The organism is Altererythrobacter rubellus (assembly GCF_030284385.1).
In the GTDB taxonomy this organism is placed as follows: Bacteria; Pseudomonadota; Alphaproteobacteria; order Sphingomonadales; family Sphingomonadaceae; genus Erythrobacter; species Erythrobacter rubellus.
In genome coordinates this window covers 1-25,802 of sequence record NZ_CP127221.1, presented here as the reverse complement: position 1 = coordinate 25,802, position 25,802 = coordinate 1, and the positions used below count along the sequence as shown (strand labels likewise).

Sequence of the window (25,802 nt, the reverse complement as noted above, 5' to 3'; positions counted from 1 at the left end):
AACAACGCTCCCAGGAAGGCAGGAGCCAATTGTTCGCCGCGCGTGGCCCCCGCTCCTAACCTCCGCAGGAACGCTTAACCTCCGCCAGCCTCTATGCAGTGTCAACTATCGCGAGATGGTATCACTTGCAACCATTTGAGGCGCGATTTCAACCGTGCAATTCCTACAGCATGGAACACTTGGAGCACTGTCCAAAGGCAAGAAAACCGATGGACTAAACGCGCACAGACTACCGCGTGAATCGATCCTGTGCATCGAACGATCATGCAGCGATTCTAAAAGTTCGCACAGCCTGTAGTACAGCCAGTTCACGGCTGGAGACTAGATCAGCGCGGCAACACCCCACACCACTCCGACAATCAGGAATACGCCGAGGACATCCAGAACCAGGCCTGCGCCGACCATCCGTTCAATCTTGATCCGCCCGGTCGACCAGGCAATTGCGTTCGGCCCGGTCCCGGCTGGCAGCATAAAGCCCCAGCTGGCGGCGAGCGCGGCTGGCATGGCGAGCAGCAACGGGTCTGCTCCCAAGGCGACAACAAGAGAAGCTACAACCGGGATGATCCCGGTTGCGGTCGCAACATTGCTCGCGAACTCGGTGATCACCACGATCATGGCGACCACTGCGAGTGCGACGACAATTAGCGACAAGGTTTCAAGGGGCAACAAGGCTTCAGCGAGCCAGGTAGCGAGGCCGGATACCTGCATGCCCGCAGCAAGCGCCAATCCACCACCAAACATCATGATGACCGCCCAGGGCGCGCGGTCGGCTTCTTTCCAGATCAACAGCGGCCGCCCTGTCCCATCGGGCACCAGGAAGAGCGCAAAACTGGCGATGATCGCAATGGTGCCGTTGGTCCAAGAGCCATCTGGCAACAGCGGTCCAACCCAGGGAACCGTCATCCACGCCAAGAAGGCAAGCGCTACGATAGGGATCAGGCGTTTTTCCGCGCTGGTCCAGGCTGCATGTGTGTCTATCGCTTGGCGCGCTGCCGCCACGTCGAAAGGGTGCTCGGCCACGCGCTGAAATCTGGCGATGATAAAAGCGGCCAGCGGCACGCCTACCAGTACGATTGGCAGGCCGAACAGCGTCCATTCGATAAAGGTGATCTGGGCCCCGATCATGCTGTCCAGCAGGCCGACGGCGATAGCGTTGGTGGGGGAGCCGACCAATGTACCAAGCCCGCCAATGCTGGCAGCAAAGGCAATGCCCATCGGCAGCGCTCCGGATAGACCCTCTTTGTCGACCACTGCCGCGGCATCTGGTGAGGTGGGCTGCGTGGGCGCGCGGGTGACCATGCCTCCTGACAAAACCGCCAGCGCCATCGGCATCATGATCAGCGTGGTGGACGTGTTCGATATCAGCATGGACAATAGCGCCGCGGAAATCATGAAAGCGAGCAGCAATTGGGTTTGCCCGCCGCCACTGCCGACTGCGCGCAGGATTGCGAGGCTGAGACGTTTGTGAAGGCCGGTGCGTTCAATCGCGAGTGCAAGAAAAGCACCGCCCAGCAGCAGAAATAGGATCGGCGAATAGTATGTGCTGGCGACATCGCGCGCGCTCGACACAGAGCCGAAGGGCAAGATGACAAATGGCAGCAGGGCCGTGACTGTAAGCGGTACAGCTTCGGTCATCCACCAGGCGGCCATCCAGACAACCAGCCCGGCCACGAGCCACGCCTCTGCAGGCATGCCTGCAGGCGGTGTAATGAAAACAGTGATTGCAAAGGCAAACGGACCCAAGATCCGGCCAATCGCTGATGCTGTCATGCGGCGCAGCCTCCCCTTGCGCCTGCTCTAGCGAATTGGGCCTGCCAATGCGAGTGCACTGACAGGCCCTGCGTCAAGAAATGTGAGCAAGAAGAAAACTGCCTACGCCCACCAATGTCTAGTGAGGCAGCATTGCCATGTCCTGTATTGCAGCGACATGTTTGAGCTTTGCCCACAAATGAAATGGGCGCGGCCATCGCTGACCACGCCCAATGAAAGCCTATTTCGGTTCAGGCGGGGGTCTTAGTCGACCTCGCCATTGTTTTCTTGCCCGGGAAGGCTGATCGGATTGAAGATCACAGTACCCGTACGCGGGCCTCTCTGCTCGCGGGCATTTTCCGCGCGTTGCGCCTGTTCGCGCAGCAAGCGTGCTGTGCCACGGGGAATGCGAAAGCTGTTTGCGACGCCGTCAGAGCTTACTTCAACATAGGAAGGCTCGCGAACGCCGCCGGCCAGATCGGCGATATCAGCTTCATAGACGACAGCTTCTGTTTCAGTAGTCTTGGCAATGAGCGCACTGACCTCTTCATTGGCGTAACCAATGAGATGAGATCGGATGTCGTTGGGCCAATTGACGAAGAAGTAAGGTCGCGCTTCGTCATAGATCGTGCTGATCTGCAGTCGCTCGCCGCGGTTCTGCGTTCCGCGCAAAGAGTTCACAAATTCGCGGGCGTTGCGTTCGAGCACTTGCGAGACGTTTAGCCCCGTGAAGGCATCACTGGGGAGCGAAGGTCCACCTATCTCACCGCGCCAGAAACCATAGATTACCTTGGGATTTTCCCAATTGCGAAAAACAATCTGGTGGCGAATGTCGTGCGGGCTCATTGTCACACCGCGCACGGTGATGAATTTGGCCTGGTCGAACGGAATACCATCGATTTCGATTTCGCGCGGCTGGCGGATGGGCCATTCTTGCGCGATTTTTTCCATTACCGCTACATTGTGCAGGTTCAGCCAGTAGGCCAGCTGCTCGTTACGCGGTAGAGTTGTGATGTCGATCTGGTTGCCTAGCTGCTCCAACTCCAGGCGGTAGTCTGCCACCATGTTGCGTAGTTCATCGTTGAAGAATGAGAACATGACACGGTTGCCTTCCAGTCGGTAACGGGACTGATGGCCATAGATTAGTCTCGAACCCAGGGTTGCCTCTGCGCGTGAAGGTGCTTCGCGGATCGAAGGGCCCATCGTATAGACGAGATAATTCATCGCCTCGCTCCAGGCGGTGTAGTCGATCCGGTCAGCGCTTTGGCGTTCTTGCGGAGCGAAAATGTCAAACTGGGGGTTCACCGGAGCAACCGAAACCGATGTCGAAACGGCTGAGAATTCTGTCGAATCTGCTAGCGCTGAGGCGGCCGAAAACCCAAGTGCTGCCACACTCGCGCTGGTAATCAGGGATTTGAACATCAGGGGCTCCGATCGAATATGTCTTGGCATGCAACGCACGAAGTGACCCATGGTGCCCGCCGGGGGATAAGAAATCTGCTGTTTAGACAATATCCTAACTGTCTGAACGATCAATGACGCTCGTCGAGAAGGACACGTGCTTTGTCGAAGTAATACAGCGGGGGCAAAAGTAGGTCTCGGCAAATGAAAAGGGCGCACTGGATCAGCACGCCCTTCGCAATCATGTGTACGGTTTATGGTCTACTTCGGCGCGAGCACCATAAGCATCTGCCGGCCTTCAAGGCGCGGAAAGGCTTCGATCTTGGCAATTTCCGCCACGTCGTCCTGCACGCGCTTGAGCAGGTCCATGCCCAATTCCTGGTGCGCCATTTCGCGGCCACGGAAACGCAAGGTAACTTTCACCTTGTCACCCTGTTCGATGAACTTGTTCACACTGCGCATCTTCACGTCATAATCATGCGTGTCGATGTTGGGACGCATCTTGATCTCTTTGATGTCCTGCGTCTTTTGCGTTTTGCGGGCTGCGTTAGCTTTCTTCTGCGCTTCGTAGCGGTATTTGCCAACGTCGAGGAACTTTGCCACCGGCGGGTCCGCATTCGGAGAAACCTCTACCAGGTTGAGCCCAAGCCCGTTGGCTTGCTCCATGGCTTCGCGCGTGTACATGACGCCGAGGTTCTCCCCCTCATGGTCGATCACGCGCACTTTTTCGGACTGGATGAAAGTATCGAAGCGAGGGCCGCTTTTAACGGGCGGGGCCATCGAACGCCGAGGTGGACGGGCTATGTGTGTTCTCCTGTTACAGCCTGATTCTGTTGTTGGCTGGCTATGTAGGGGTAATGTGCGGCGAAGGCTAGGGGTTACGCAGCTTCGCGCCACAGCGGCAGTTGCACCAGTCTGCCCTTGGCTGCGAGCACGGCGTCGATGCTGCTCGCGGGGCTCAGCGCGGCGCGAATTTCGGGAGCGCCGGCATCCATTCCGCCGGTCAGGGCGCCAAACGCGGGCAAGATCATCCGGTCGCCGCTATTCGCATTGCGGCTCAACACGCCGCAAACCCGGCTGATATGGCGATCGCGCACTTTGACGCGCACCTTGGGGTGGAAGTGCCCAGACAGCTCAGGCCGGATCTCTCCTGCCTTGGCGATGTGGCGCAGCACTATCCCGCTGATTTCAAGCTCGTCTGCAAGCTCGCCGCCGAAAGAACGATGCATGTGCTCGTCATGATTACCGGTGATCCAGACCCAGTCGAGCGCGCGGGTCAGCCCCTCCAGCATGCCTGCCGCAAAAGGATCAAGTCGCGAAGTGCCTTCGCCATCGTGGAAATTGTCACCCAGCGTGATCACGCGCCGCGCACCGGTTTGCTTGACCGCGTCGGCCAACCGCTCCAGCGTTTCGCGGCTGTCATAGGGCGGCAGCATCTGACCATGGCCCGCATACCAGCTCGCCTTTTCCAGATGCAGGTCGGCCACCAGCAAAGCTTGTTCGCGCGGCCAGTAGAGCGCGCGGCCATCGACCAGCAGCATTTCCTGATGTGCGAACGAAACGGGAACCATTACTTTGACTTGCCGTGCCTTCCATGGTTTGGCAAGTGCGCAGTTGGTTGATGTTGATCAAAGACCAAGCCGTACCGTGCAGGATAGGGGCGGCGAACCAAACCGAGGGAATTTCATGACCGATTGGACTGCACAAACCGCGCAAGCGAAACAATGGTTCGAAAGCTTGCGAGATCAAATCTGCGCAGAATTTGAGGCCATTGAGCGCGAAGCAGGCTCAGATGCCAGCTTTGAATACACGCCATGGCAGCGCGAAGAGGTAGGCAATCCGGATCCTGGCGGCGGTGTTCAGGGCTTGATGAAGGGCAAAGTGTTCGAGAAGGTCGGGGTTAATGTCTCGACCGTCAAAGGCAGTTTCGCACCTGAATTCGCCGCAACGATGAACGGGGCATCGGCGGAAAACCCCGGCTTTACCGCAACAGGGATAAGCCTGGTTGCGCATATGGCGAACCCGCATGTGCCAGCGGTACATATGAACACGCGCTTCCTGACGACCCAGTCGGCCTGGTTCGGTGGTGGAGCGGATTTGAACCCGCCGATCCCTTATGAGGAAGATACGTCAGACTTTCACGCGCGTTTCCGCGCGGCCTGCATGGCGCATAACCCGACCTATTACGAGCGGTTCAAGAAATGGGCGGACGAGTATTTCTATATCCCGCATCGCGGCGTGCATCGCGGGGTAGGAGGCATCTTTTACGATCATCTTGAGTGCGAGGACGATGCGGGTTTTGCACGCCATTTGGCATTTACGCAGGACGTCGGCAAAACGTTTCTCGATATCTTTCCGCAGCTGGTTCGCCGCCGGATGGGCAGCGGTTTTACTTCGGATGACAAGCAGACGCAGCTTGCATGGCGCGGTCGCTATGCCGAGTTTAACCTGGTCTATGACCGGGGCACACTGTTTGGTCTGAAAACCGGCGGCAATATCGATGCGATCCTGATGAGCTTGCCACCTGAAGCGGTGTGGAGTTGACTACTTCTCCGCTTCAGCGGTTCCTTCGGGCGCATAGACGCGGACCCAGTCGACCAGCATAGCGATCTCGCCCGTCTTGATCTTATCGACCGTTTCTGCTGGCACGCCCACATATGGCTCGGTCAATCCGTTGGTTTTGAACGGGTAAATACCGCCAACGGCAAAGTTCAGAATCAAGTGCTGCGGCGTGTCGAAGCGCCATTTGCCATAGTGAGCGACCATAGAACGCGTGGCCCTATAGATCAGCTTTCCATCAACTTCGAAAGTAATCACGTCGTCTGTCCATTCGACGGCATAAGTGTGCCAGTCGGTCGCATCGGTTCCCTCAGGAAAATAGGACTTGTTCACAAACGGCGTCTCACCAGAGTAATTAGTCCCGTGCATGGCTACGCCAATCCAGTCCTTCTCCCCGACATATTCCATGATGTCGATCTCACCGGTCGTGGGCCATTGGCCATTACCCAGCAGCCACCATGCCGGCCAAACACCTTCGGCGTCCGGTAGTTTGATGCGCGCTTCTGCGCGACCATGGGTGAAGTCGAACTTGCCCTTGCTGTGGATCCGTGCGGAAACGAAGTCGGCTTTGCGTTCTGTGTTGGGATCGATGCCTGGTTGAAACAGCGGGCGTAGCATCAAGGCGCCGTCGTCTGCCCCTGCAATGCCAGTAACAATACTCAATACTGCAGGGTCATCGATGTAAACTTGCTGCTCGTTGTTGAACCAGATTTCAGGGCCGACCACAGTCCACAATTCTCGGTCGAGCACTTCGCCGTTGAATTCATCAGACATTAGAAGAGTTCGCTGAGATTGCGCGGTACCCGCGGCTTCGTCCTGAGCGGACAGCGAGCTGGTAATAGTTCCCATAGCCAGTGCGCCACCCAAGGTTGCAGCGATCAATCCTGATTTTAGCGGCATATGTGGCCCTTTCCAAAAGTTGTTAACGCTCACATTATCTTCATGACTGTAAAAGTCCAGATTGAGTTTTCGTTTTAGCGCCAGCGATATTTTGCATTGCAATAAGTCGCGCTGCACCGCACATCTATGGGCGCAATGCTACGCCAGTACGAACTTGTTGAACGGGTCCTGGATTATGACCCTGACGCCGATGAAGCGGCGCTCAACCGCGCGTATGTCTACACCGTGCAGAAGCATGGCAGCCAAAAGCGCGCCAGCGGTGATCCCTATTTCAGCCATCCGGTCGAAGTCGCTGGCTTGATGACTGACCTGAAACTTGATCAGCAGACCATCATCACCGCGCTGCTGCATGACACAGTTGAAGACACGCTCGCCACAATTGATGACATCGAAGCCAATTTCGGGACTGACGTAGCGCGGCTAGTCGATGGTGTGACCAAGCTGTCCAAGATCGAGCAGATGCCGGAGAATGAGCTTGCGGCAGAAAACCTACGCAAGTTCCTGCTCGCCATGTCAGAGGACATCCGCGTCCTGCTCGTCAAGCTGGCAGACCGATTGCACAACATGCGCACGCTGCATTTCATCAAAAGCTCTGAAAAACGCCAACGGATCGCGCGTGAGACGATGGATATCTACGCCCCGTTGGCAGAGCGTGTGGGCATGTATGAATATATGCGCGAGATGCAGCTGCTTGCCTTCGAGCAGCTCGAGCCTGAAGCTTACAAGACCATCACAGACAAGCTTGCAGAATTGCGCAGCAAGGATGGCGGACAGGTCGATGCGATTGCGCTCAAGATCAAGCAAAGGCTGGCCGAAGCCGGGCTTGCTGTCGAAATATCGGGCCGGGAAAAGCATCCCTATTCGATCTGGAAAAAGATGGCCGAGCGGCATGTGTCGTTCGAACAGGTCACAGATATCATGGCCTTCCGTGTCATCTGCAACAATGAAGCCGATTGCTACGCCGCTTTGGGTGCGCTGCACACCACGTGGCAATTTCTGCCCGGCAAGTTCAAGGATTACATCTCGACGCCCAAATCAAACAGCTACATGTCGCTGCACAGCTCGTTGATGTATGAAAACTCGATGCGCGTAGAGGTGCAGATCCGCACGCGCGAGATGCACAGCCGCAACGAGTTCGGGCTGGCCGCGCATTGGGCATACAAGCAACACGACAAGGCCGACGGACAGGTGAGCTGGCTGCGCGACCTGATCGAAATCGTCGATGCGAGCCACGATGCGGACGAGCTGCTCGAGCATACGCGCATGGCGATCTATCAGGACCGCATCTTTGCCTTCACACCCAAGGGCGGGCTGTTCCAGCTACCCAAGGGTGCCTCGCCAATCGATTTCGCCTTTGCCGTGCATACCGATCTGGGTGCGCAAGCGGTTGGCGCAAAGATCAACGGCCGCCATATGCCGCTGCGCACACAGCTGCAAAACGGCGACGTGGTTGAGATCATCAAAGGCAAGGAAGCCGAGCCGCAATTGTCCTGGCTGGGCTTTGTCGTCACCGGCAAGGCACGCGCCGCCATTCGCCGCGCCTTGCGACTGAAAGAGCGCGCCGAGATCGCAGAGATTGGCGCGAAACTGTTCGACGAGATCGCAACGAAAGTGCCCGCGCGTATCGGCAAGAAGGCGCGAAAACTGGCGGTCGAGCGGCTCGAACTGATGGATGAGGAGGACATGATGTTCGCCATCGGCGCGGCCAAGCTGTCCGATCGCGAAGTGATGGAAGCGCTGGTTCCCGGATGCACGGCGGATATCGACGAAGATGACGACTGGACCCGCCGCGAGCACGCGATCTCCATTCGCGGCCTTACGCCTGGTGTGGGGTTCCAATTGGCCGATTGCTGCCACCCTGTGCCGGGGGACAGGATCGTGGGCTTGCGCAAGAAAGGCGAAGCGGTGGAAGTGCACGCCATTGGCTGCTTTGAATTGGCGAACGGCGAGGATTCCAACTGGCTCGACCTATCCTGGGGGTCGCGCTCGCAAGGCGCCGTGGGCCGCTTGCGCGTAACGCTGTATGACAGGCCGGGCACGCTGGCGGAGATGGCGGGCATATTTGCGCAGAACCACGTGAATGTGAAAATGCTGGAGCAGGTTGAGACCGACCACCCGTTCACCACGTATGAGATCGACAGCGAGGTGCAGGATCTGGCGCATTTGACGCGTATTCTCAGTGCTTTGCGCGCGAGCGATTCGGTCGCGCAGGCGGAGCGGATCTAGAGCAGCTCCAATTTCAGCTCGATCGCATCGCCCTCGGCCAGGTCTTCAGCGCGCATCACTTTCTTGCTGACCAGCAAAATCCACTCGGTGGACTTCTCTTGCGGAAAAACCGAGCTCTTCCAAACCGTATCACCGATCCGCGCCATGACTTTAACAGAGCCGAACCCGCGCCGTGTGCCGTACTCCAGCCGTTGCATCAAAGCGTGCCCAGCAATGTGCTCCGCCTGATCGCCCGTGATCGAGACGAGATGATAGACTGCCTTTTCGCCGCGCCAGCATTTCAGGGACGCGTTCACTTTCATCGTTTCAGCCATTGGGCGCTGAGCGAACAGGAACCGGGATGTTGCAGATATCCGCGCCGCCTGCCGGTAAAATGAAGAACGGATCGCGGCGGTTGGCACGTGCTTCGGCATATTTGGCGAAGGTCTCGCTCTCGGTGGAGAGGTATTCGTAGTCGTACGTCAGTCCTGCGGGTGCGGTTTCAGATTCGAGAAGATCCGCCGCCACATCGATCGACAGGATCGGGGTGCGCTTGTCGAACTCGTCCTCAGCATAGAAGCCCAGCTCACCCTTGCCGCGGGGCAGGCTGGACAGATACTCTATCCCTTCGATCACCCGGCCGACCAGTGCGATATTGCGATCAAGGTGCCGCGGAGCATGGCCGATCACGGTGTAGAGTTCTGCGCCGCTGCCGGTGTCCGGCGATAGGTTACGCCCCACGCCGACCATGCCGTAGCAATGGACGGGCCACCATTGCGTGTCCGAATACCCGAGCTGCCAACCTCTGAAGTGTCCGGAAGATTTGCCGTATGAGTCTTTATGCCACCACTCTTGGTCGATCGTTAAAGTTGTAGTTAACAGGTTTTTGAGTGGTTCATCGTTGGTATACTCATCCTCCCCCATCACCTTCAGCCCATCGGGCAGTGTTTTTTTCTCTCCGTCGCTTTCTGGATTGTCGTAATTGGGATCGCCCCATTGCACGACGTAATTGTCCTGCACACGGTTGACGCTGATCCCATCGTACCACCCCTCCCGGGCAAGCAGCTTGATATTGTGCACCCAGCCCTGGCTGAATGGTGCGGGCATCAGCTGGATAATGACTTCGCGCGGATTGCCCTCGGCATCGGGCGCTAGTCGCATGACCAGCAGATCTTCTGTCGGGATGGCCACCCACTCCTCCACCGAAGCTTCTTCGACGATCTGATTGGGCGACAGAGCCTCCTTCGGCTCCTCCTCTGCAAGAACAATCGCGGAAAGGGTGAACGTGGCGATAAATGCGGCCACCGGGCAATTCATGATTTTCTTCATGTTTTCAGACCTGCCATCTCGCGCCTTGCGAAGCAATCGTTTCAAAGCTAGAGCGCGCGCTTCTTGTTGGGCCTGCCGCGCTTTGCGGTACTTGAGCCCGAGGTCACCGCAAGGCGACCCTCGCACTCAAGTAACCAAGTGGTAGCGCAAATGGGAACGCGGAGACGTGGCCGAGTGGTCGAAGGCGCACGCCTGGAAAGTGTGTATACGGTAACCCCGTATCGTGGGTTCGAATCCCACCGTCTCCGCCATTTGTATCTGTAAATAAACGGTAAAAGGCACCGGCGAGGGAGTGTTACCAAAACCGTTCCCTAAAAGAAGCGTGGGTAGCGAGCCGAACAACTACCATCTACTTCGCACATCAAGACCCCCACCCATTTAGGGCCTGTCCTCTGGTGGCTATGGGCCCTCTCCAACTCTCCCCTCGTCTCGGTCTTGAAACTCTTTCTATCGAACGAAGCCAGCTAGGTAATCCGAATACTCAACCTCGAATCCATTATCCGTTGCCCATTGACGCAGTTCTGGTGAAGCATCTCCGTATAAACATAGGCGAGCTCCCTTTGTTCGGCTCACCACCTCAGAGATGAATTCTCCAGTCGCAAAGCGATCGGCATGAAAAAGCATCGCTTTGCTATCGGCGTGGGTTTCCCAGTAGGTCAGCAGCTTTTCATCTTCGCTAAGGTAAATGTTGTATACGAGAGTCTGCGGCTCTTCCTTCTGGTTACGGTCCACCATCTGCTTTGCAATGTCCCGCAATTCTTCTGATTTTCCGTCTGCCACTTGAAGCTCGTAGAAAACGTTAATTTGAGTTGAAGACATAGCGACCTCTCTAGCCTATGGTTGATCCGATCCCTCTTAAATGAGATCACTCCAGACGGCTAGTTCTCTATCTTGGGAGGGAGGAGGCTGGTAGCAGCCGTTGCTAGGGTTCCGTGATCCTGAAAAAGACAATGTTGAGGTTAAAAAACTCAAAATAATCATAGCTATCCAATCCATAGCTTGCTACATCTACTGACGGGTAAATTGCGATTACGATGGTAAGTCCTTCAAGAAATTCAGTTAGTCAGGTGATAATAATGCTTAAGAAACTGAAAGTCGTCGCGCTTGGCTTAGTCACATTAAGCATCACTGCATGTCAGCAGACTACTGATGATGCCGAGATTATAGAAGCTGCGCGAGCTGGATATGCCGCATTCCAGCAGGGAGACATGGAGGCATGGGCTGAAACGCAATCAAGCGATGTGGAGTGGATTGCTCCGAAAAGCCTTCCCTATGCGGGGACTTATTACGGCCCGCAGGAAGTGATGGATAATGTCTTCGCTCCAATCCTGCAGTTATGGCCTGATTTTCGAGTCACGGACGTAGACTACAAATCGAGTGGGAATACTGTTTTTATCACTACCAAGATTTTTGCCGGAGGGGCAGAGAGTGATTCGATTCATGTTGCCACAATTGAAGACGGGAAATACGTGAAGTTTCAGATCTATGACGATGGTGGCTTTATGATGCAGTCGGCCACGACAGACGAACCGCAATAGACCAGTAGATTTTTTTGAAAGCGATTTAGACAACCATCTTTATCCGACGGTGCCTTTCTATCGGTACTTCGGGATCTGGAATGCGCGGAAAACCTATCACGCGTCGAAAAACCCGGCGAGCCTCGGGTCATTCTTGCTGGTCACAAGAAAATGATCGAAGAGCAATGCGTCCAGTCAGGCAAAGTTCAACTCCCAGTTCATATTGCTGGGCATGCTCTGGCGTATAAAATGTTAGCGCGCCAAGGAGCAATCGAATTTTAGGCAGCGTGCGAAGAAGAGTTGGCGCTCGACTGGCTCCACCGCCATTTATATATGTAAATAAAATATAAGGTTTCCCGAACAGGGCTTGTTACTAAAACCTTTCCCTAAAAGGCGCGTAGTTAGAGTCTACGTAGGAGGCGTCTGAGGCGAGTATCTCGGTTTCGTTCCCGTCGATTCCGCTTGCTCTGAAGAATGCTTTGCCTTGATCTGTTCCGAAGACATGCGCGATCCGTCATGGCTCCAGCCTGGAGGGGCAAAAAGATAACACAGTCGCTGCCATAGGCTGAGACCGCGCTGCATCTGATCTTTCACGATCGCCCAGTATTCATGGAAAATGATCACGAACGGATTGAGTGTTTCAAGGTTCTTCACGAGACCAAAATCGACCTTTTCCTTTTCGGGCGTGAAAGTGCCAAACATACGATCCCAGATGATTAGCGTACCGGCGTAATTGGCATCAAGATATTGCGGATTGCGGCCATGGTGCACCCGGTGATGGGAGGGCGTATTGAAGACGAATTCAATCCAGCGTGGCAGCTTGTCCACTAACTCTGTGTGCAGGAAGAACTGGTAGGTCGCATTAAGCACGCCGCAGAACAGCACGACCACCGGATCAAAACCGAGCAGTACCAGCGGCACCTTGAACATCATCGTGCCTGTGAAATGCTTGGTCCAGCCTTGCCGCAACGCCACTGAGAAATTGAACTGCTTGCTCGAATGGTGGGTGACGTGCATCGCCCAGCCCCAGCGCACGCGGTGTACAACTCGGTGATGCAGGTAAAACCGCAGGTCGTCGAGGATGAAACAGGCGATCAGCGAGGCGATCGAAAGCGGTATCGAAAACAGCTGGTAATTCACCGCCCAGAACAGCACCACCACGGTAAGGAAGGCGGTCGCGCCATTGGTCACCGCGCTGACCAAGCCCATCCCGATCGAGACCAAATTGTCCTTCCAGTCACCGCTTCGGTTCTCATGGTGGAAGTGGTTGAACAGCGATTCAAAAACGATGCTGCCGAGGTAGAGAGGCACTACGATCAGCCCGATGTTCGACTGGACGATGGCTTCGAGTGTCATGGCAGTTACCTCCCGGACTTTATGGCGTTAAAAGCTATCCAAACTTTTACCTGAAAAAAATTGAATAGTTTTACAATATTTGATACAATTTCGAACATATGTACGATCTTCGCTTCATGCGCCACTTCGAGGCTGTCTACCGCCACCTCAGTTTCTCAGCGGCAGCCGAAGAGCTGGGACTGACCCATTCGGCCATAACAAAAAGTATTAAGACGCTTGAGGCGGACTGGGCCACGCAGTTGTTCCATCGTACGACGCGCACTGTCGTCGCGACCGAAGCAGGTAAGAAGCTGTATCCCCAAGCGTTGGAGTTGCTGGCTTTTGCTGCCAATGTTCGCGAAACGACGACATCGGGAGGGCATGAACTCAATATCGTGAGCGGGCCAGGCGTGATTGAGGGCATGATCCACCCGGCGATCATCAAGTTCGCGCGCACCTTTCCTAAGACCCGTATCAATGTGTCGACCATGCCGCCGCATCTCGCAGCCGAAGAGCTAATTCAGCGCCGCATCCACCTGCTGATCTACCATCAGGCAAGCCTTTCCGGCCTACCGCACAAGCAGCGCATGCGTGTGACTGAAGTCATCGATGAGCCCTATTGGATGATCTACCGCAAGGGCCACCCGGTAGGCCAGTGCCGCTCCGACCTAGGGGACGTCCTGCGATACCAGTGGGCAATCGCCGGCTTCGACCAGCTCTTCGAACACTCATTGCCCGAAGATCTCCGTCAACTACTGCTTGATCACGGCGCCCCGCACTACCGATTGCTGAGCCAGGCTGCGTGCATCGAACTTGCCAAGCAATCCGACATTCTCACTACCCTTCCCGAAACCGCAGCGCGCAATGCGATCGCTGAGGGCACGATTGAAGGCCAACCCCATCCTGGCGGCTTCCGTTTCACCATTGGTGCAGCGGTCCTTTACGACGCCAGTCGCGAGCAGACGGTTGAGCATTTCGTGGAGTGCTTGTAGCGCTGCGTTGATCCGGCATTGTCAAAGCAAACTGGCTGAGCGGGCGGGACGATGTTAGCCGGTTTGGATGAGCAAGGTCGATAACTCCTTCCGCTATTTCAACTCATCACCTGAGGTCATCCGCCTGGTCGTGATGATGTACGTCCGCTTCCCGTTGAGCTTGCGGAACGTGGAAGACCTGCTGTTCGAACGCGGTATCGACATCTGTCACGAAACCGTGCGCTTCTGGTGGAACCGCTTTGGGCCGTTGTTCGCAGCTGACATCCGAAGGCAACGAGTGAGCCGGATGCGTGGTTTCCGTCACTGGCGCTGGCACTTTGATGAGGTCTTCGTAAAGATCAACGGAGAGCGCCATTACCTGTGGCGCGCCGTCGATCACGAAGGTGAGGTCCTCGAAAGCTACGTTACCAAGAAGCGAGACAAGGCTGCTGCATTGCGCTTCTTGAAGAAGGCGCTCAAGCACCACGGCAAGGCGGAGGTGATCGTTACGGATGGCCTGAGATCGTACCCCGCAGCGATGCGTGACCTTGGTATTGAAGATCACCGCGAGATGGGACGTTGGCTTAACAACAGAGCCGAAAACTCACACCTGCCGTTTCGACGACGAGAACGAGCAATGCTGCGATTTCGACAAATGAAGTCGTTACAGAAGTTCGCTTCAGTTCATGCCAACTTCCACAATCACTTCAACTCCGAACGCCATCTCGTAGATCGTCAGACTTACAAAGCCGCCCGCTCAACCGCCTTGGCTGAGTGGCAAAACCTTGTAGCCTAAGTGGCGCTGTGGGCAGGGGCACTTCTGCCGAGTGGAGACGAGTTAGCGTTAGACTGACAGCACCAGAATTTATAATACCCAAACCGCTACACAAAGCGGATGGCACCGCAGAATTGAGCCCGGTGTCTTTACACCACGCACCCCCCTAGTCGCAGCGGTGATCTTTCCAGAACCGCTCCCAACGCAACGCCCATCCGCCTGCAACCATGGAGCAGGAGAGGTCTCCACCCCGCGGAGAAATGCACCACGCTGCCGTGCGACTTCCAACGCCATCACCATCTGATCTGCAGCGCATGGCGGGACCTTTCACGAGAACGTGACCCTCAGGGCTGCGACCGATAGATTGGCCGACGAGGGCCACAAGGGCGTCACGGGCTTCTATTGCGCCTGCATCAGGGCAAGGTTGGTTCGTACGGCATGTACCATCCATCTCGCGCGCTGCGATGCCGGCAAGCCGTATACGAGGGCCTTCCTCGCACCATATCGGGCCGTCACCATCCCAAACCCGTATGGGCGTGCAAATGAACTCCTCACCTGCTGGTACGATCGCCACTTGCGCTGCTAGAATAAAAGGAAGGATCAAAGGTCAATTTGCCTGACTGCTGGTTGCTTTGATTGACAACCATGAGAGCCATATCGCAGCGTTCTAAGCGATGTCATGGCTTTGAAAAGGCGACATTATAGACATTGACGAAATATGCCTTTTCCGATGCCGAACCTCCGTATTGATAATAGGCGAGCTCGTAACCACCGTCCTTATCAAAATCATCCACCGCAAGGAGGCGACCGTTCTCGTTGTTTGGTAGCGACGCGGTCAGCTTACCAAACTTCATCGAACCTTGGTTGAAGAATACAGCAAGTTGCCCATCGTACAGCCCGTGAATGATATCGACCTTACCGTCTCGATCGATATCGCGAAGGAAGAGGTCAGATGTCCATTCGAGGCGGTTAGCGCGGACATATCTATCCTCTTGGACCATAGCGCTAGGCGTCACATCGGCGAATTGCCCCGCATCATTCCTCAAGACCTGTAGGTAGGTCCCCGCGTAGTAGGGTGAGATCCTTGAGTGGAGGAGCACCAAATCAAGGTCGCCATCGTTGTCCAGATCAACGCTTCTCGTTTCCAAATGCATGTTCGCATCCACCCCGTAGACGGTGGGTGGCAAGCGAACCTGCTGGGCAAAATCGAATGTGCCATTGTTGTTCATGAACAGCAGGCTGTAGGCTGATCCATGCCCAAAACCAGCGATAAGGTCAGAAAAGCCGTCTGCGTTAACGTCCGCCAAGTGGAGATCGAGCAGGAGGTTAAATCCCTCATTGCCGGTCGACCCAGAATTCACCATCGGGAGTTGAAGTAGGCGTTCCAGAAATGTGTCGCTCGAGACCCTGAAATTCCCACCCTCCTGCTGGATAAGGAACAGCGGAGCAAAACCACCAAAAGGGTTCCAGTTTCCGATCGCGATATCGTCTAGGCCATCCCCATTGATGTCGCCTGTCGCCATTGAGTGGGCATCTGTGGCGTCATCAGGGCGGTCTGGATTAGTCGTGATACGCGGGATGGCAGTTGAGATGCGGCCAATCACGTTATCTCTCTGCCCCAACAGCACGGCTGTTCCGTGAGCTTCCGGCTCGTTGTAAACGCCTGAAACATTGTGGGCGACGAAGAAAGCTGAAGGTTGTCCGGCGACTGATAGGATTGCCGATCTGCGTGCTCCGAAAACAGAAGGCAATTGAGCGTTGAGCGGCGCGCTATAGCTCAGGCGTCCGTTGGAGTTTGACAGGAGAACATAAGGCAGCGCTGCGTAAGCCGGAGTTCCATATGCTTTGTTGAGGGGAATGACTAACTCTGGGTAGCCATCCTTTTGAAAGTCTGCTGACAGACTTCCTTGCGGGAAGATGTCTGCTACAGCTGCGGGGTAGGTGACGCCTGCGTAAGTGTACTCTGGGACCCTATCGCTTGTGGCAAAGCGGTGGGCCTCATAATCGAACCTTAGTTCAACGAAAGGCGAAGGAGTGGGCGAGGGGGTTGGTGATGACGTTGGGTTGCCAGAATTGCTCGACGTCCCAGAGCCTCCGCCGCAACCGGCGAGGATGGCGGACATTAGTAGGATCGCTGGATATGCCGTCTGGAGAGCTGTCATCTAATGTCCTTTGCCATGGCATCCATTCTAATGGCCCTCGGATCTGATACGAAGGGACGGCTTTCAGCTTATACCCGACCTCCATCTATCGCAATTGATAGTGCTGCCTCCGCCAATGGGTATGAGGAACTGGTTCTCAGCTGATCCTTGGCGACGAAGCTGGTCATATTATGGCAATCGATCTCCGGATTGTGCCGATGTTAACGCTAATTTCGATAATCACTTCGACGCCGAACGTCATCTCTTCGAGAGAGGAGCCCACAAGACCCGACGCTCAGCTGCTTTGGTCGAGCAGCTGAATCGCCTTGCATGAACCAATAAGCGCGAAGGACAAGCTCTGCCTAGTGGAGACGGATTAAAGTTAGACTGACAGCACCAAGGTAAGCAAGCATCGGATAGATTGAGGCTTTTATTAATTGCCCTGCCTGCTCGGAGCGGTATGCTATAGATATTATATGGAACGTCATCCGATCGCATCCTTGCGATCAAAGCGGAGCAAAGGGTTGCGATGAAGATTTCCCTAAACCGCCGTCGCAGCCTGCTTACTGGGTCGGCCATTATGGCGCTGGCAATTGCCGCAGCAGCTACCCCGGCCCATGCCGTCGTCCCCGGCGAAAGGACCGATTCCGAAGAGATCGTCGATGACGAAGGTGTGTTTGACGGTGTCGGCATGATCGTCACTAACCGCGTCGGGACCGGAAGCGTCGGCATCTGCACCGGCACGCTGATCAACCCGCGCACCGTGCTGTTTGCCGCGCACTGTGTTAATGGTATTCCTGATACCGATTACGACGGCGAGAACGTCCGTGCCGCGGTCGGTTTCAACGTCGATGCCTTCCCAGGTCTCCTTAACTGGTTCGGCACCAGCCAGAGTAATCCGTTGCTCAAGGTCTTCAACATCAACCGCATCTTCTACGATGAGCGCTCGCTGCAGAACCTAGGGGCACGGGGCTTCATTGAGGCCGATATCGCGTTGGCCAGCCTCGACACTCCGACAGCGGGCATTCCGATATGGGCGATCCTGTTCAGCACCCTGCCCGCTCCGGAAGCCATCGATGCGGTCACCGGCACCGGCTATCACGTTAACATCGCCGGCTATGGCGGCACCGGCAATGCCATTGAGGGCGCGGTCGAGGGGATCGATTTCCGCCGCCGTGCAGCCGAAAACATGCTCGGTGGTTTCATGTCGCTCGACGATCGTGACGCGGTGCTGTTTGGCCCGGCGGCACCGTTTTTCCCCCAGAACCTTTATCAGCTCGACTTCGATTCCCAGGAACGCGATTTCGTACAAGACATCAACATTTTACGCGACGATGCGCTGCCCAATGAGGGCACTACTGCCGGCGGGGATTCGGGTGGCCCGCTGATACTTGACGCGGCAAATAACGCGATCACCAATGAAGATCTGATCATCGGCGTCCTATCGGGCGGATCGCGCGTTTTCAACGTGCCGTTCAGCTCGATCGGCACCACTAGCTTCTACCAGCCGTTATCGCTCTACTGGCAGTATATCGTCGAAACCAACCCCTACCGCTATGTCGGGGCGAGAGCCGGTGACGGCAACTGGGAAGACCCGGACCACTGGGAAACGCTCCTCGACCCGATGTACCGTGTGATCAACGCCGATGGCCAGATAGTGAATGGGCTGCCAACCACGCCGGAACTGGGCTTGAATGGCACCGAATTCGATTTCGGCGCGGTTTGCGTCGAGTTCGAAAGCCCGGGCGACTTTTGCACCGACGTCGCCACCGGAATTGCCGAAAGCACCTTTGCCCCTCCGACTGTCAGCACCGGAGGAGAAGGCGCTCTTAAGGCGGATTTGCATAACAACCCGGCCGAGCTTGACCTGAAAATGCTCGATGGGGGCGAGAATATTGCTATGCCGGCTAGCTTCGATCTTTCGATCCTAAGCGCTGCGGGCAGTTCCTCATCGGCGTTGCTCGAAACCTCGCAGGAGCAGGCGCAGAACGGCGTCGCCACCCTGCCCGCGCCGACGCTTTCCAGCGGCCTGCCAGGTGCGACCGGCTTCGTGCCGAACAATATCGATCCGGTCGTAAGCGCGGATCCGGACGTTAATGTCCTGCCACGCTATTTCGACGTGACCCTCGATCAGAACGGGACTACCACGCTTTCCAGCTCGGTGACGATCGACAAACTGACGATCCGCGGCAATGCGGGCCTGACGATTGGCGCCGATGGCGATCTTACTTCGCTGATCGACATCAACCAGTTCGGCGGGATTACCACGGTCAATGGCGCGCTGACCTCGGTCGGCGACTACACGTTGTTAGCGGGCATGCTCGGCGGCACGGGAACGGTGACCGCGCCGTTCCTGACCAGCATAACCGGCATTTTCTCGCCTGGCACGATGGGAACCACCGGGACGTTGACGATCGACGGTAATGTAGTGATGTCATCGGGCAGCACTTTCCTTGCCGATATCACCGGCAGCGGCGCGTCGGACCTCATCGCGGTGACCGGCATCGCCAATACCGGTGGGGTCGTCGGCCTAGGTACTACCGGGCTAACCCAGCAGGTCAACGGCAATGGCCTGCAGTACACCATCCTCACCGCCGATGGCGGAGTGACGGGTGCTTTCACCGAAACCAGCCTGTCGGCAATACTCAGCCAGTCGTTCATCTATCAGGAAAACGCCGTACTGATGGAAATTGAAGCCGCAAGCTACGCTTCGGTCATCGATCTGAATGATCCGGTGCAGGAGGCCTATGCCCAGTTGTTCGACCAGAACCGGCCTAACAGCGTCCTGGCGGGCCTCTACGGGCTCGACTTTGCCAGCGTGGAGACCATCCGCAGCACCTTTACCTCGCTTGCACCGGTGAACGAACAGGCGGTTCGCTCGATCGCGGGGCAGACCCTCAACCTGCTGCAGAACTTCAATGATGCGCGCATGCGCGAGGCAGATCGCAGCAGGGCCGGCGGCAAGATTGCGGTCACCGGCACGCCGCTCAACGTGGTGCAGGCCGGGCTTTCTTCCTTCGGTCAGCCGATCGGCATGGACGCGATGGCGTTTCAAAGCGGTGCCGAAGAGACGGAGATGAGCGATGCTACGCTGCCCGAAGATGTCGCGATCTTCCTGTCCGGCGGTTTCGTGCGCGGCGATGTCGATTCGCTCCCCGGCTTCGCGCAGGAAACCCAAATCGAAGGCCTGTTCGTGTCGGGTGGAGTCGAATTCTACCCGCGTGAAGAAACCATGCTTGGTCTCGCCGGGTACTTCAATTCGCTAGATGCCGACACCCCCCTTGGCCAGCAGGTCGACAGCGAAACCTACGCCTTCTCGCTCTATGTGCGCCACAAGTTCACCGATGGTCCGGTGGTCGACGGGCAGTTCAGCATGGGCAGCATGGGCTTCGACACCACTCGCACGGTGCAGTTACTCGGCACCTCGCAGACCCTGACCTCGTCCACCGACGATCTGCTGGTCTCTGGAATGTTAGGCTTGTCCCATGATCTCGAAACCGGGATCGGCACGATCTCTCCGGGCATCGAAGGGCGCTATGCCAGCGTCGATCTGGGCGAAGTGCGAGAGGACGGCGGCATCACCGCTCTGGCAATCGAGCGTGACAGCTTCACCAGCGCTCAGGCGCGCTTCGGCTTCGACTATTCAAAGCATTCGAAAATGGTGCAGATCAACGCCAAAACCCAACTGGTGTGGGAATTTCAGGACGGCCCGCAACTGCTGGCGGCAAACTTCGCGTCGGGCATTGGTCCCAACGCCAATTTCGTGCTCGACACTGCGGATCACACTTGGGTAGAAATGGGCATGTCGGCCAATGTCGGTAACGGCCCCTTCCAGATGGGCCTTGGCTTCGAAACCAGCATAGGCCGCGACAGTGCCGAGGCCCGCGTTTTCCGCGCTTCAGCCACCTACCGGTTCTGATCTTCCGGATGCTTTACGAAAATAAAGGAGTAAAACGTGTCTAGCGCAGATGTGACCCTTCAGGCAGCAGCTGCTCAGATCAACCACGCGCGATCTGAGAAGACGCTTCGCCCTTCGATCGCGGGCTTCTTCGATGAGGGAACATTTACTGTAAGTTATGTAGTCCACGACCCGGATACGCTGGAGGCCGCCATCATCGATTCGGTCCTCGACTATGAAGCCGCAGCTGGTCGGACGTCTTGTGCCTCGGCAGATCGCATAATCGAATACGTGAATTCGAATAGTCTTAAAGTGACGTGGCTGATCGAGACGCATGTGCATGCCGATCATATCTCGGCCGCGCCCTATTTGCAGGAGAAGCTGGGGGGTAAGCTAGCGATCGGTGCAGAAATCGTCCGCGTCCAGGAAGTGTTCGGCAAGCTGTTCAATGCTGGTACGGACTTCGAGCGCGACGGCTCACAGTTTGACCAACTGTTCAGCGGTGGCGATACGTTCTGCATAGGGAAGATAGAGGGAATTGCGCTTCATGTTCCCGGTCACACGCCCGCCGACATGGCTTTTATAATTGGCGATGCCGCTTTTGTTGGCGACACCATTTTTATGCCAGACTTCGGCACGGCGAGGGCGGATTTTCCGGGGGGGGATGCCCGTCAACTATTCCAGTCTATTCGACGGTTGCTGTCATTGCCTGACGAAACCCGGCTGTTTCTTTGTCATGACTATAAGGCTCCGGGGCGTGACGAATTTGCATGGGAAACGACCGTTGGTCAGCAGCGCCGGGAAAACGTCCATGTAAAAGACGGTGTCAGCGAAGACGAGTTTGTCGCAATGCGGACGATCCGAGACGCGACCCTCGCGATGCCTAACCTCATTATCCCCTCTGTCCAGGTGAATATGCGGGGTGGGCGCCTCCCTGAGCCCGAGGACAACGGTGTCAGTTACATCAAGATCCCAGTCAACGCTGTCTAACGCGCAGTAAGCGAAGACTGAAAGTATGCTAGCCCGTTATCTCCCGATCCTAGAATGGGCGCGGACCGATAATCGTTCAGTTTTGACTAACGATCTGATGGCGGCCGTGATCGTCACCATCATGCTGATCCCTCAGACTCTTGCCTATGCCCTAACCTGCGATTGGCAGGTAGGTTTCGCTAACAGTAAGTCGACAAACCTTGTGCTTGTTTTTGGCCCAGAACTTGGCAGCATTAGGACGAGTCCCTGTCTGGAACTTGTAGATTCGCAGGCGTATTGCGATACTTTTCTGTAAAGAATCCGGCTAATAGCCGTATGACGAGAATTGGCTGTGCTCTAACGGCTGGCAAAGAAAACAAGGACATGCCGCTATGGGTAAGCTTTCCGGCATTACAGTTATCGATCTGACGCAGTTCCTGCCAGGACCGATGATGACGGTCATGATGGCGGATCAAGGTGCGGACGTTATCAAGGTCGAGCCGCCGTGCGGGGATCCTGCGCGTTTGCAGGAGCCATTCGATACTTATGACGATACGGAGCAATCGGTCTGGTTCGCAAACCTCAACCGAGGAAAGAGAAGCGTGGCTCTCGATTTGAAGGGTCAGGCTGGTCAATCCGCTCTGCGCGAGCTTATCAGAAGCGCTGACGTATTTGTTGAAGGTTTTCGACCAGGGGTAATGCATCGGCTGGGCTTTGATTATGAGAGCGTCAAAGCGCTAAAGCCTGACATCGTCTATTGTTCGATTTCGGCGTTTGGGCAGCAGGGTCCGTTGGCGCATCACCCCGCTCATGACATGGCAGTTCAGGCGCGTGCAGGTTTTCTGGCTGTCAATGACGGTCCTGATGGCACACCGGTGGTTCCTGGCGCAGCCAGCGCTGATCTCGCGGCTGGTCTCACCGCATTGTCGGCTGTGCTGATGGCGCTGCTAGGACGTGATCGGACCGGCGAGGGCGCCTATATTGATTGCGCTATGTTCGATAGCTTGCTGCCGTGGTGCGTTCACACAGCTGGGAGCGCTATTGCAGGCGGTACGAGCCCTGTCAGCCGGCGGCAGCGTTCGCTTGGTGGTGCGGGTTTCTATCAGGTCTACAAGACTAGTGATGGCATGCATGTCGTGCTGGGAGGTAGAGAGATCAAATTTGCGCGCAATCTTTTGACTGCGCTTGATCGGGAAGATTTGTTGCCGGTGGCAGAAGCACCGGCCGGCGAACAAGATGAACTGATCGCCTTTTTGCGCGAAACATTCGCTACTAAGACCCGGGACGAATGGGTTGCCTGGTTCGCAGACAAGGATGTAGCGTTCGCACCGGTACTGGATTTCCGCGAAGCTCTGGACGAGCCGCATATCGCTGAGAGGGCGCTCTGGATCCAAGCAGCAGGCGGTGGACATCACGTTGCGCCTTCCGTCCGATTCGCAGGCGAGGACTGGATACCGGGAAAGGTCCCGGGATTGGGCGAGAGCTGAAGCGAGCTATTTCGCGCTACGCTTCCGATCGAGCCTTCCGGGTTGAACCCATGCGGGCATTTACTGTGATGGGTCAGCCGTTATTGCGCCGCATCCCTTGCATGCTGAATCCTTAGCGATAGTCAGAGTGCGCATGCCGGGCTTCATCCCGTCCAGAATGTGCAGTTTGCCGAATTGCGGATCGCCAAAGGCGCTGACCCCTTGGAGCAGCGCGCGCACACCCTGCATCGCGCCGAAAGTTCCGGCCCAACCGGCCATTGCGCCCAGCATACCGTCTTCAGCGCAGGTGTCGCAGTCTTCAGCGTCGAATGCGTCACCTACGAAACAGCGATAGCAGGGCTGGCCAGGCAAGTGGCCCGCAAAGGCACCGACTTGACCCTGAAAGCGACCCACTGCTGCGCTGAGGAGCGGAACCGTCGTTGAAACGCACGCGTCGGACACAGCAAGCCGCGTGGCGAAATTGTCAGTCCCGTCCAACACCAGATCGGCGCTGCCAATCAGAGCTCCAGCGTTGTCCGAACCAATCCGGGTGTCGCTGATCTCTACCTGCAAGGTCTCGTCAAAGTTGGCGAGCCAGCGGCGCGCGCTGGTGGCTTTGCCATAGCCGACATCGCGGCTGGTGAAGATCGTCTGGCGCTGCAGATTGCTGGTATCGACCACGTCATCGTCGATCAGGGTGAAGTGCCCGATACCAGCTGCAGCCAGATATTGCAGGGCAGGGGAGCCAATGCCGCCAAGGCCAACAATCACAACATGTTTCTGCGTCAGTGCGACCTGCCCAGCGCCGCCGATTTCCGGCAACACGATATGCCGCGCGAAGCGGTCCAAACGCTGAGGAGAAAGCGGTGCAGAAGTCATGGGACAAGCTGTTTACAGCCTGTGCACAGCCTGTCGACTGCCCTGTGCATAGAGCTGTCGATCAGTCTGGGCATTTTATGTTGAAATTGTGTGCGAATTAACTCTCTAGCTGGCGCAAAAGGCTGCGTACGTCGCCGTCCATATCCGCATCGCGCTTGCGCAGATCTTCGATCAGGCGCACCGCGTGGATAACCGTCGAGTGATCGCGACCGCCAAACTTGCGGCCGATTTCAGGATAGCTGCGCGGCGTGAGAACTTTCGAAAGATACATCGCCACCTGACGCGGGCGAACCACGGCACGCGCGCGTCGCTTGGATGACATCTCGCTGCGGTCGATCCGATAGAACTGACAAACCGTGCGCTGGATTTCATCGATCGTGATCCGGCGGCGATTGGCCGACAGGATATCGGTCAGCTGTTCTTCCGCCAGATTGAGCGAGACTTCCTGTCCCGTCAGCTGCGCATAAGCGATCAACTTGTTGAGGCCGCCCACCAGCTCGCGCACATTGCGCGTAATCGTGCGAGCGAGAAAATCGACCACATCATCCGGCACGTTCAGCGGCGCGAAACGCGACAGTTTGGAGACGAGGATCTTGCGACGCAGTTCGATATCGGCGGGCTGGATATCTGCTACCAAACCCATCGACAGGCGGCTCAAGAGACGCGGCTCAACCCCGTCTAGCGCCTGCGGCGCGCGGTCAGCGGCGAACACCAAACGCTTGCCCTCGGCAAGTAGTGCATCGATCGTGTAGAGCAGCTCTTCCTGAGCGCTGGCCTTACCGATGATGAACTGAATGTCGTCCACCAACAGAAGATCAAAACTGCGCAGGCGCGCCTTGAATTCGATCATCTGGTTGGCTTTGAGTGCTTGCACGAATTCGACCATGAATCGTTCTGCGCTGCAGTAAAAAATGCGCGCACGCGGATGCGCCTGAAGATAGGCGTGGCCGATTGCGTGCAGCAGGTGTGTTTTGCCCTGGCCGGTCGCACCCTTGAGATAAAGCGGCGAAAATTGTGGCTGTTCGGTTGCGGCCATGCGCTCTGCGGCATTCTTGCCCAGAATGTTGGTTTCGCCGGTCACAAAGGCGGCAAAGGTCAGTGATGGGTCAAGGCCTACGGAACTGGTAAAGCCAGCCTCGCCAATGGTGCCGGCTGCAACTGCGATGGCACTGGTGTCTGCATCATTTGCGAGACGACGGCCATTGTTGAGCATAAGCCCGGGCAGTTGGCGACGGCCCGGGTGGACAGAGATGCGTACCTTGCGAACTTCGCTGCGCACAATCTTCCAGGCCAGCTGCAAACGTTCATGAAAACGATCGTTGACCCAGTTGGCGCTGAATTCGGTCGGGAGGAAAAGATCGAGTGTGCCCGATTCCTTGCATACACTGCCCAGCTGGATCGGTTTGATCCATTGACTGTGCAGTTGGTGGCCCAAATCCTTGCGCAGACCTTGGCTGATGTCAGCCCAGTCTGCAGCCAAATTCACCGCTTCCGCATCTTCCATCAAGTCTTCATCGATCTTGCGCTTTGTTGAACTGCCATTGTTATTATTTTGCGCCATTCCCCAACCTAATACCCTTTTAACCCCCGGAAGCGATCCGAGGTTGCATTCGTGCCCCAAACTTGGACAAGCTTCGCAATTGGGCAGAGTCACTTCCTCTGCGCCTTGCCCAAGTGCCCAAAAATGTAAATGTCCGAGATGTCCCGC

At 56.4% G+C, this 25,802-nt stretch carries 20 protein-coding genes and 1 tRNA gene; 9 read left to right on the top strand and 12 right to left on the bottom strand.

What is annotated here, in order from left to right; all coding sequences use genetic code 11:
* Nucleotides 1-321: 321 nt before the first annotated feature.
* From QQX03_RS00110 to pdeM, 4 genes are all read right to left on the bottom strand, one after another.
* Nucleotides 322-1,770 (bottom strand): SLC13 family permease, encoded by a 1,449-nt coding sequence (locus tag QQX03_RS00110; RefSeq protein WP_285975866.1) that lies wholly within the window; start codon nucleotides 1,768-1,770, stop codon nucleotides 322-324.
* A gap of 243 nt (nucleotides 1,771-2,013) precedes the next feature.
* Nucleotides 2,014-3,171 carry a DUF547 domain-containing protein gene (locus tag QQX03_RS00105; RefSeq protein ID WP_285975865.1) on the bottom strand — a complete coding sequence of 386 codons (1,158 nt, stop codon included), beginning with the start codon at nucleotides 3,169-3,171 and terminating at the stop codon, nucleotides 2,014-2,016.
* 240 nt (nucleotides 3,172-3,411) lie between these two features.
* A complete protein-coding gene (infC, locus tag QQX03_RS00100; RefSeq protein ID WP_285975864.1) occupies nucleotides 3,412-3,930 on the bottom strand; it encodes a translation initiation factor IF-3 in 519 nt (172 codons plus the stop codon).
* A 98-nt stretch (nucleotides 3,931-4,028) separates the two neighbouring features.
* Nucleotides 4,029-4,721, bottom strand: coding sequence for a ligase-associated DNA damage response endonuclease PdeM (gene pdeM / locus QQX03_RS00095; RefSeq protein ID WP_285975863.1), 693 nt, complete (start codon nucleotides 4,719-4,721; stop codon nucleotides 4,029-4,031).
* A 115-nt stretch (nucleotides 4,722-4,836) separates the two neighbouring features.
* Here pdeM and hemF point away from each other — a divergent pair, with 115 nt between their 5' ends.
* Complete coding sequence (gene hemF / locus QQX03_RS00090; protein WP_285975862.1) at nucleotides 4,837-5,694, top strand: oxygen-dependent coproporphyrinogen oxidase; 858 nt, start codon at nucleotides 4,837-4,839, stop codon at nucleotides 5,692-5,694.
* Here the strand turns inward: hemF and QQX03_RS00085 are convergent, their stop codons facing one another.
* On the bottom strand, nucleotides 5,695-6,609 hold the full coding sequence (locus tag QQX03_RS00085) for a glycoside hydrolase family 16 protein (protein ID WP_285975861.1): 915 nt from the start codon (nucleotides 6,607-6,609) through the stop codon (nucleotides 5,695-5,697).
* A 135-nt stretch (nucleotides 6,610-6,744) separates the two neighbouring features.
* Here QQX03_RS00085 and QQX03_RS00080 point away from each other — a divergent pair, with 135 nt between their 5' ends.
* Complete coding sequence (locus tag QQX03_RS00080; RefSeq protein WP_285977023.1) at nucleotides 6,745-8,835, top strand: RelA/SpoT family protein; 2,091 nt, start codon at nucleotides 6,745-6,747, stop codon at nucleotides 8,833-8,835.
* Here QQX03_RS00080 and QQX03_RS00075 read toward each other — a convergent pair.
* Together QQX03_RS00075 and QQX03_RS00070 are read right to left on the bottom strand one after the other, a co-directional pair.
* Nucleotides 8,832-9,149 carry a DUF1905 domain-containing protein gene (locus QQX03_RS00075; RefSeq protein WP_285975860.1) on the bottom strand — a complete coding sequence of 106 codons (318 nt, stop codon included), beginning with the start codon at nucleotides 9,147-9,149 and terminating at the stop codon, nucleotides 8,832-8,834. The two genes, QQX03_RS00080 and QQX03_RS00075, sit on opposite strands and share 4 nt — an antisense overlap.
* Nucleotides 9,142-10,143 carry a peptidylprolyl isomerase gene (locus QQX03_RS00070; protein WP_285975859.1) on the bottom strand — a complete coding sequence of 334 codons (1,002 nt, stop codon included), beginning with the start codon at nucleotides 10,141-10,143 and terminating at the stop codon, nucleotides 9,142-9,144. Before QQX03_RS00070 ends, QQX03_RS00075 begins: the two co-directional genes overlap by 8 nt.
* A 160-nt stretch (nucleotides 10,144-10,303) precedes the next feature.
* Between QQX03_RS00070 and QQX03_RS00065 the strand changes: the two genes are divergently transcribed.
* Nucleotides 10,304-10,394 (top strand) — tRNA-Ser (locus QQX03_RS00065).
* A 196-nt stretch (nucleotides 10,395-10,590) separates the two neighbouring features.
* Here QQX03_RS00065 and QQX03_RS00060 read toward each other — a convergent pair.
* Entirely contained in the window at nucleotides 10,591-10,962 is a 372-nt protein-coding gene (locus QQX03_RS00060) for a hypothetical protein (RefSeq protein WP_285975858.1), read from the bottom strand.
* A 257-nt stretch (nucleotides 10,963-11,219) separates the two neighbouring features.
* Here QQX03_RS00060 and QQX03_RS00055 point away from each other — a divergent pair, with 257 nt between their 5' ends.
* Nucleotides 11,220-11,681, top strand: a complete 462-nt coding sequence (locus QQX03_RS00055) for a nuclear transport factor 2 family protein (RefSeq protein WP_285975857.1) — start codon at nucleotides 11,220-11,222, stop codon at nucleotides 11,679-11,681.
* 387 nt (nucleotides 11,682-12,068) lie between these two features.
* Here QQX03_RS00055 and QQX03_RS00050 read toward each other — a convergent pair whose 3' ends face one another.
* Nucleotides 12,069-13,016 (bottom strand): sterol desaturase family protein, encoded by a 948-nt coding sequence (locus QQX03_RS00050; protein WP_285975856.1) that lies wholly within the window; start codon nucleotides 13,014-13,016, stop codon nucleotides 12,069-12,071.
* A 98-nt stretch (nucleotides 13,017-13,114) separates the two neighbouring features.
* On the opposite strand from QQX03_RS00050, the gene QQX03_RS00045 reads away from it, so the two are divergent.
* The gene (locus tag QQX03_RS00045) at nucleotides 13,115-13,987 is read left to right on the top strand and encodes a LysR family transcriptional regulator (protein WP_285975855.1); all 873 of its coding nucleotides are present in this window, start codon (nucleotides 13,115-13,117) and stop codon (nucleotides 13,985-13,987) included.
* Nucleotides 13,988-14,054: 67 nt separating this feature from the next.
* The gene (locus tag QQX03_RS00040; protein WP_285975854.1) at nucleotides 14,055-14,762 is read left to right on the top strand and encodes an IS6 family transposase; all 708 of its coding nucleotides are present in this window, start codon (nucleotides 14,055-14,057) and stop codon (nucleotides 14,760-14,762) included.
* A gap of 656 nt (nucleotides 14,763-15,418) precedes the next feature.
* Here QQX03_RS00040 and QQX03_RS00030 read toward each other — a convergent pair.
* Entirely contained in the window at nucleotides 15,419-16,903 is a 1,485-nt protein-coding gene (locus QQX03_RS00030) for an FG-GAP-like repeat-containing protein (protein WP_285975852.1), read from the bottom strand.
* Between the two features lie 508 nt (nucleotides 16,904-17,411).
* Between QQX03_RS00030 and QQX03_RS00025 the strand changes: the two genes are divergently transcribed.
* The 3 genes from QQX03_RS00025 (at nucleotide 17,412) to QQX03_RS00015 (ending at nucleotide 23,236) form a co-directional block, all read left to right on the top strand.
* A complete protein-coding gene (locus QQX03_RS00025; RefSeq protein WP_285975851.1) occupies nucleotides 17,412-20,801 on the top strand; it encodes an autotransporter domain-containing protein in 3,390 nt (1,129 codons plus the stop codon).
* A 36-nt stretch (nucleotides 20,802-20,837) separates the two neighbouring features.
* Nucleotides 20,838-21,770 (top strand): MBL fold metallo-hydrolase, encoded by a 933-nt coding sequence (locus tag QQX03_RS00020; protein WP_432762828.1) that lies wholly within the window; start codon nucleotides 20,838-20,840, stop codon nucleotides 21,768-21,770.
* Between the two features lie 371 nt (nucleotides 21,771-22,141).
* Nucleotides 22,142-23,236: a CaiB/BaiF CoA transferase family protein gene (locus QQX03_RS00015; RefSeq protein WP_285975850.1), complete on the top strand. Its 1,095-nt coding sequence runs from the start codon at nucleotides 22,142-22,144 to the stop codon at nucleotides 23,234-23,236.
* 60 nt (nucleotides 23,237-23,296) lie between these two features.
* Here QQX03_RS00015 and QQX03_RS00010 read toward each other — a convergent pair whose 3' ends face one another.
* Together QQX03_RS00010 and dnaA are read right to left on the bottom strand one after the other, a co-directional pair.
* On the bottom strand, nucleotides 23,297-24,094 hold the full coding sequence (locus tag QQX03_RS00010; RefSeq protein WP_285975849.1) for a HesA/MoeB/ThiF family protein: 798 nt from the start codon (nucleotides 24,092-24,094) through the stop codon (nucleotides 23,297-23,299).
* 97 nt (nucleotides 24,095-24,191) lie between these two features.
* Complete coding sequence (gene dnaA, locus QQX03_RS00005) at nucleotides 24,192-25,655, bottom strand: chromosomal replication initiator protein DnaA (protein ID WP_285975848.1); 1,464 nt, start codon at nucleotides 25,653-25,655, stop codon at nucleotides 24,192-24,194.
* Between the last annotated feature and the right edge of the window lie 147 nt (nucleotides 25,656-25,802).

Excerpts from the sequence above, each read along its gene's own strand:
- QQX03_RS00070 (WP_285975859.1), bottom strand. The coding sequence starts at position 10,143 with ATGAAGAAAATCATGAATTGCCCGGTGGCCGCATTTATCGCCACGTTC.
- QQX03_RS00075 (WP_285975860.1), bottom strand. The coding sequence starts at position 9,149 with ATGGCTGAAACGATGAAAGTGAACGCGTCCCTGAAATGCTGGCGCGGC.
- QQX03_RS00085 (WP_285975861.1), bottom strand. The coding sequence starts at position 6,609 with ATGCCGCTAAAATCAGGATTGATCGCTGCAACCTTGGGTGGCGCACTG.
- QQX03_RS00025 (WP_285975851.1), top strand. The coding sequence starts at position 17,412 with ATGAAGATTTCCCTAAACCGCCGTCGCAGCCTGCTTACTGGGTCGGCC.
- QQX03_RS00110 (WP_285975866.1), bottom strand. The coding sequence starts at position 1,770 with ATGACAGCATCAGCGATTGGCCGGATCTTGGGTCCGTTTGCCTTTGCA.
- QQX03_RS00030 (WP_285975852.1), bottom strand. The coding sequence starts at position 16,903 with ATGACAGCTCTCCAGACGGCATATCCAGCGATCCTACTAATGTCCGCC.
- pdeM (WP_285975863.1), bottom strand. The coding sequence starts at position 4,721 with ATGGTTCCCGTTTCGTTCGCACATCAGGAAATGCTGCTGGTCGATGGC.
- QQX03_RS00045 (WP_285975855.1), top strand. The coding sequence starts at position 13,115 with ATGTACGATCTTCGCTTCATGCGCCACTTCGAGGCTGTCTACCGCCAC.
- QQX03_RS00050 (WP_285975856.1), bottom strand. The coding sequence starts at position 13,016 with ATGACACTCGAAGCCATCGTCCAGTCGAACATCGGGCTGATCGTAGTG.
- QQX03_RS00105 (WP_285975865.1), bottom strand. The coding sequence starts at position 3,171 with ATGTTCAAATCCCTGATTACCAGCGCGAGTGTGGCAGCACTTGGGTTT.
- QQX03_RS00015 (WP_285975850.1), top strand. The coding sequence starts at position 22,142 with ATGGGTAAGCTTTCCGGCATTACAGTTATCGATCTGACGCAGTTCCTG.
- QQX03_RS00055 (WP_285975857.1), top strand. The coding sequence starts at position 11,220 with ATGCTTAAGAAACTGAAAGTCGTCGCGCTTGGCTTAGTCACATTAAGC.
- QQX03_RS00060 (WP_285975858.1), bottom strand. The coding sequence starts at position 10,962 with ATGTCTTCAACTCAAATTAACGTTTTCTACGAGCTTCAAGTGGCAGAC.
- dnaA (WP_285975848.1), bottom strand. The coding sequence starts at position 25,655 with ATGGCGCAAAATAATAACAATGGCAGTTCAACAAAGCGCAAGATCGAT.
- QQX03_RS00010 (WP_285975849.1), bottom strand. The coding sequence starts at position 24,094 with ATGACTTCTGCACCGCTTTCTCCTCAGCGTTTGGACCGCTTCGCGCGG.
- hemF (WP_285975862.1), top strand. The coding sequence starts at position 4,837 with ATGACCGATTGGACTGCACAAACCGCGCAAGCGAAACAATGGTTCGAA.
- QQX03_RS00080 (WP_285977023.1), top strand. The coding sequence starts at position 6,745 with ATGCTACGCCAGTACGAACTTGTTGAACGGGTCCTGGATTATGACCCT.
- infC (WP_285975864.1), bottom strand. The coding sequence starts at position 3,930 with ATGGCCCCGCCCGTTAAAAGCGGCCCTCGCTTCGATACTTTCATCCAG.
- QQX03_RS00040 (WP_285975854.1), top strand. The coding sequence starts at position 14,055 with ATGAGCAAGGTCGATAACTCCTTCCGCTATTTCAACTCATCACCTGAG.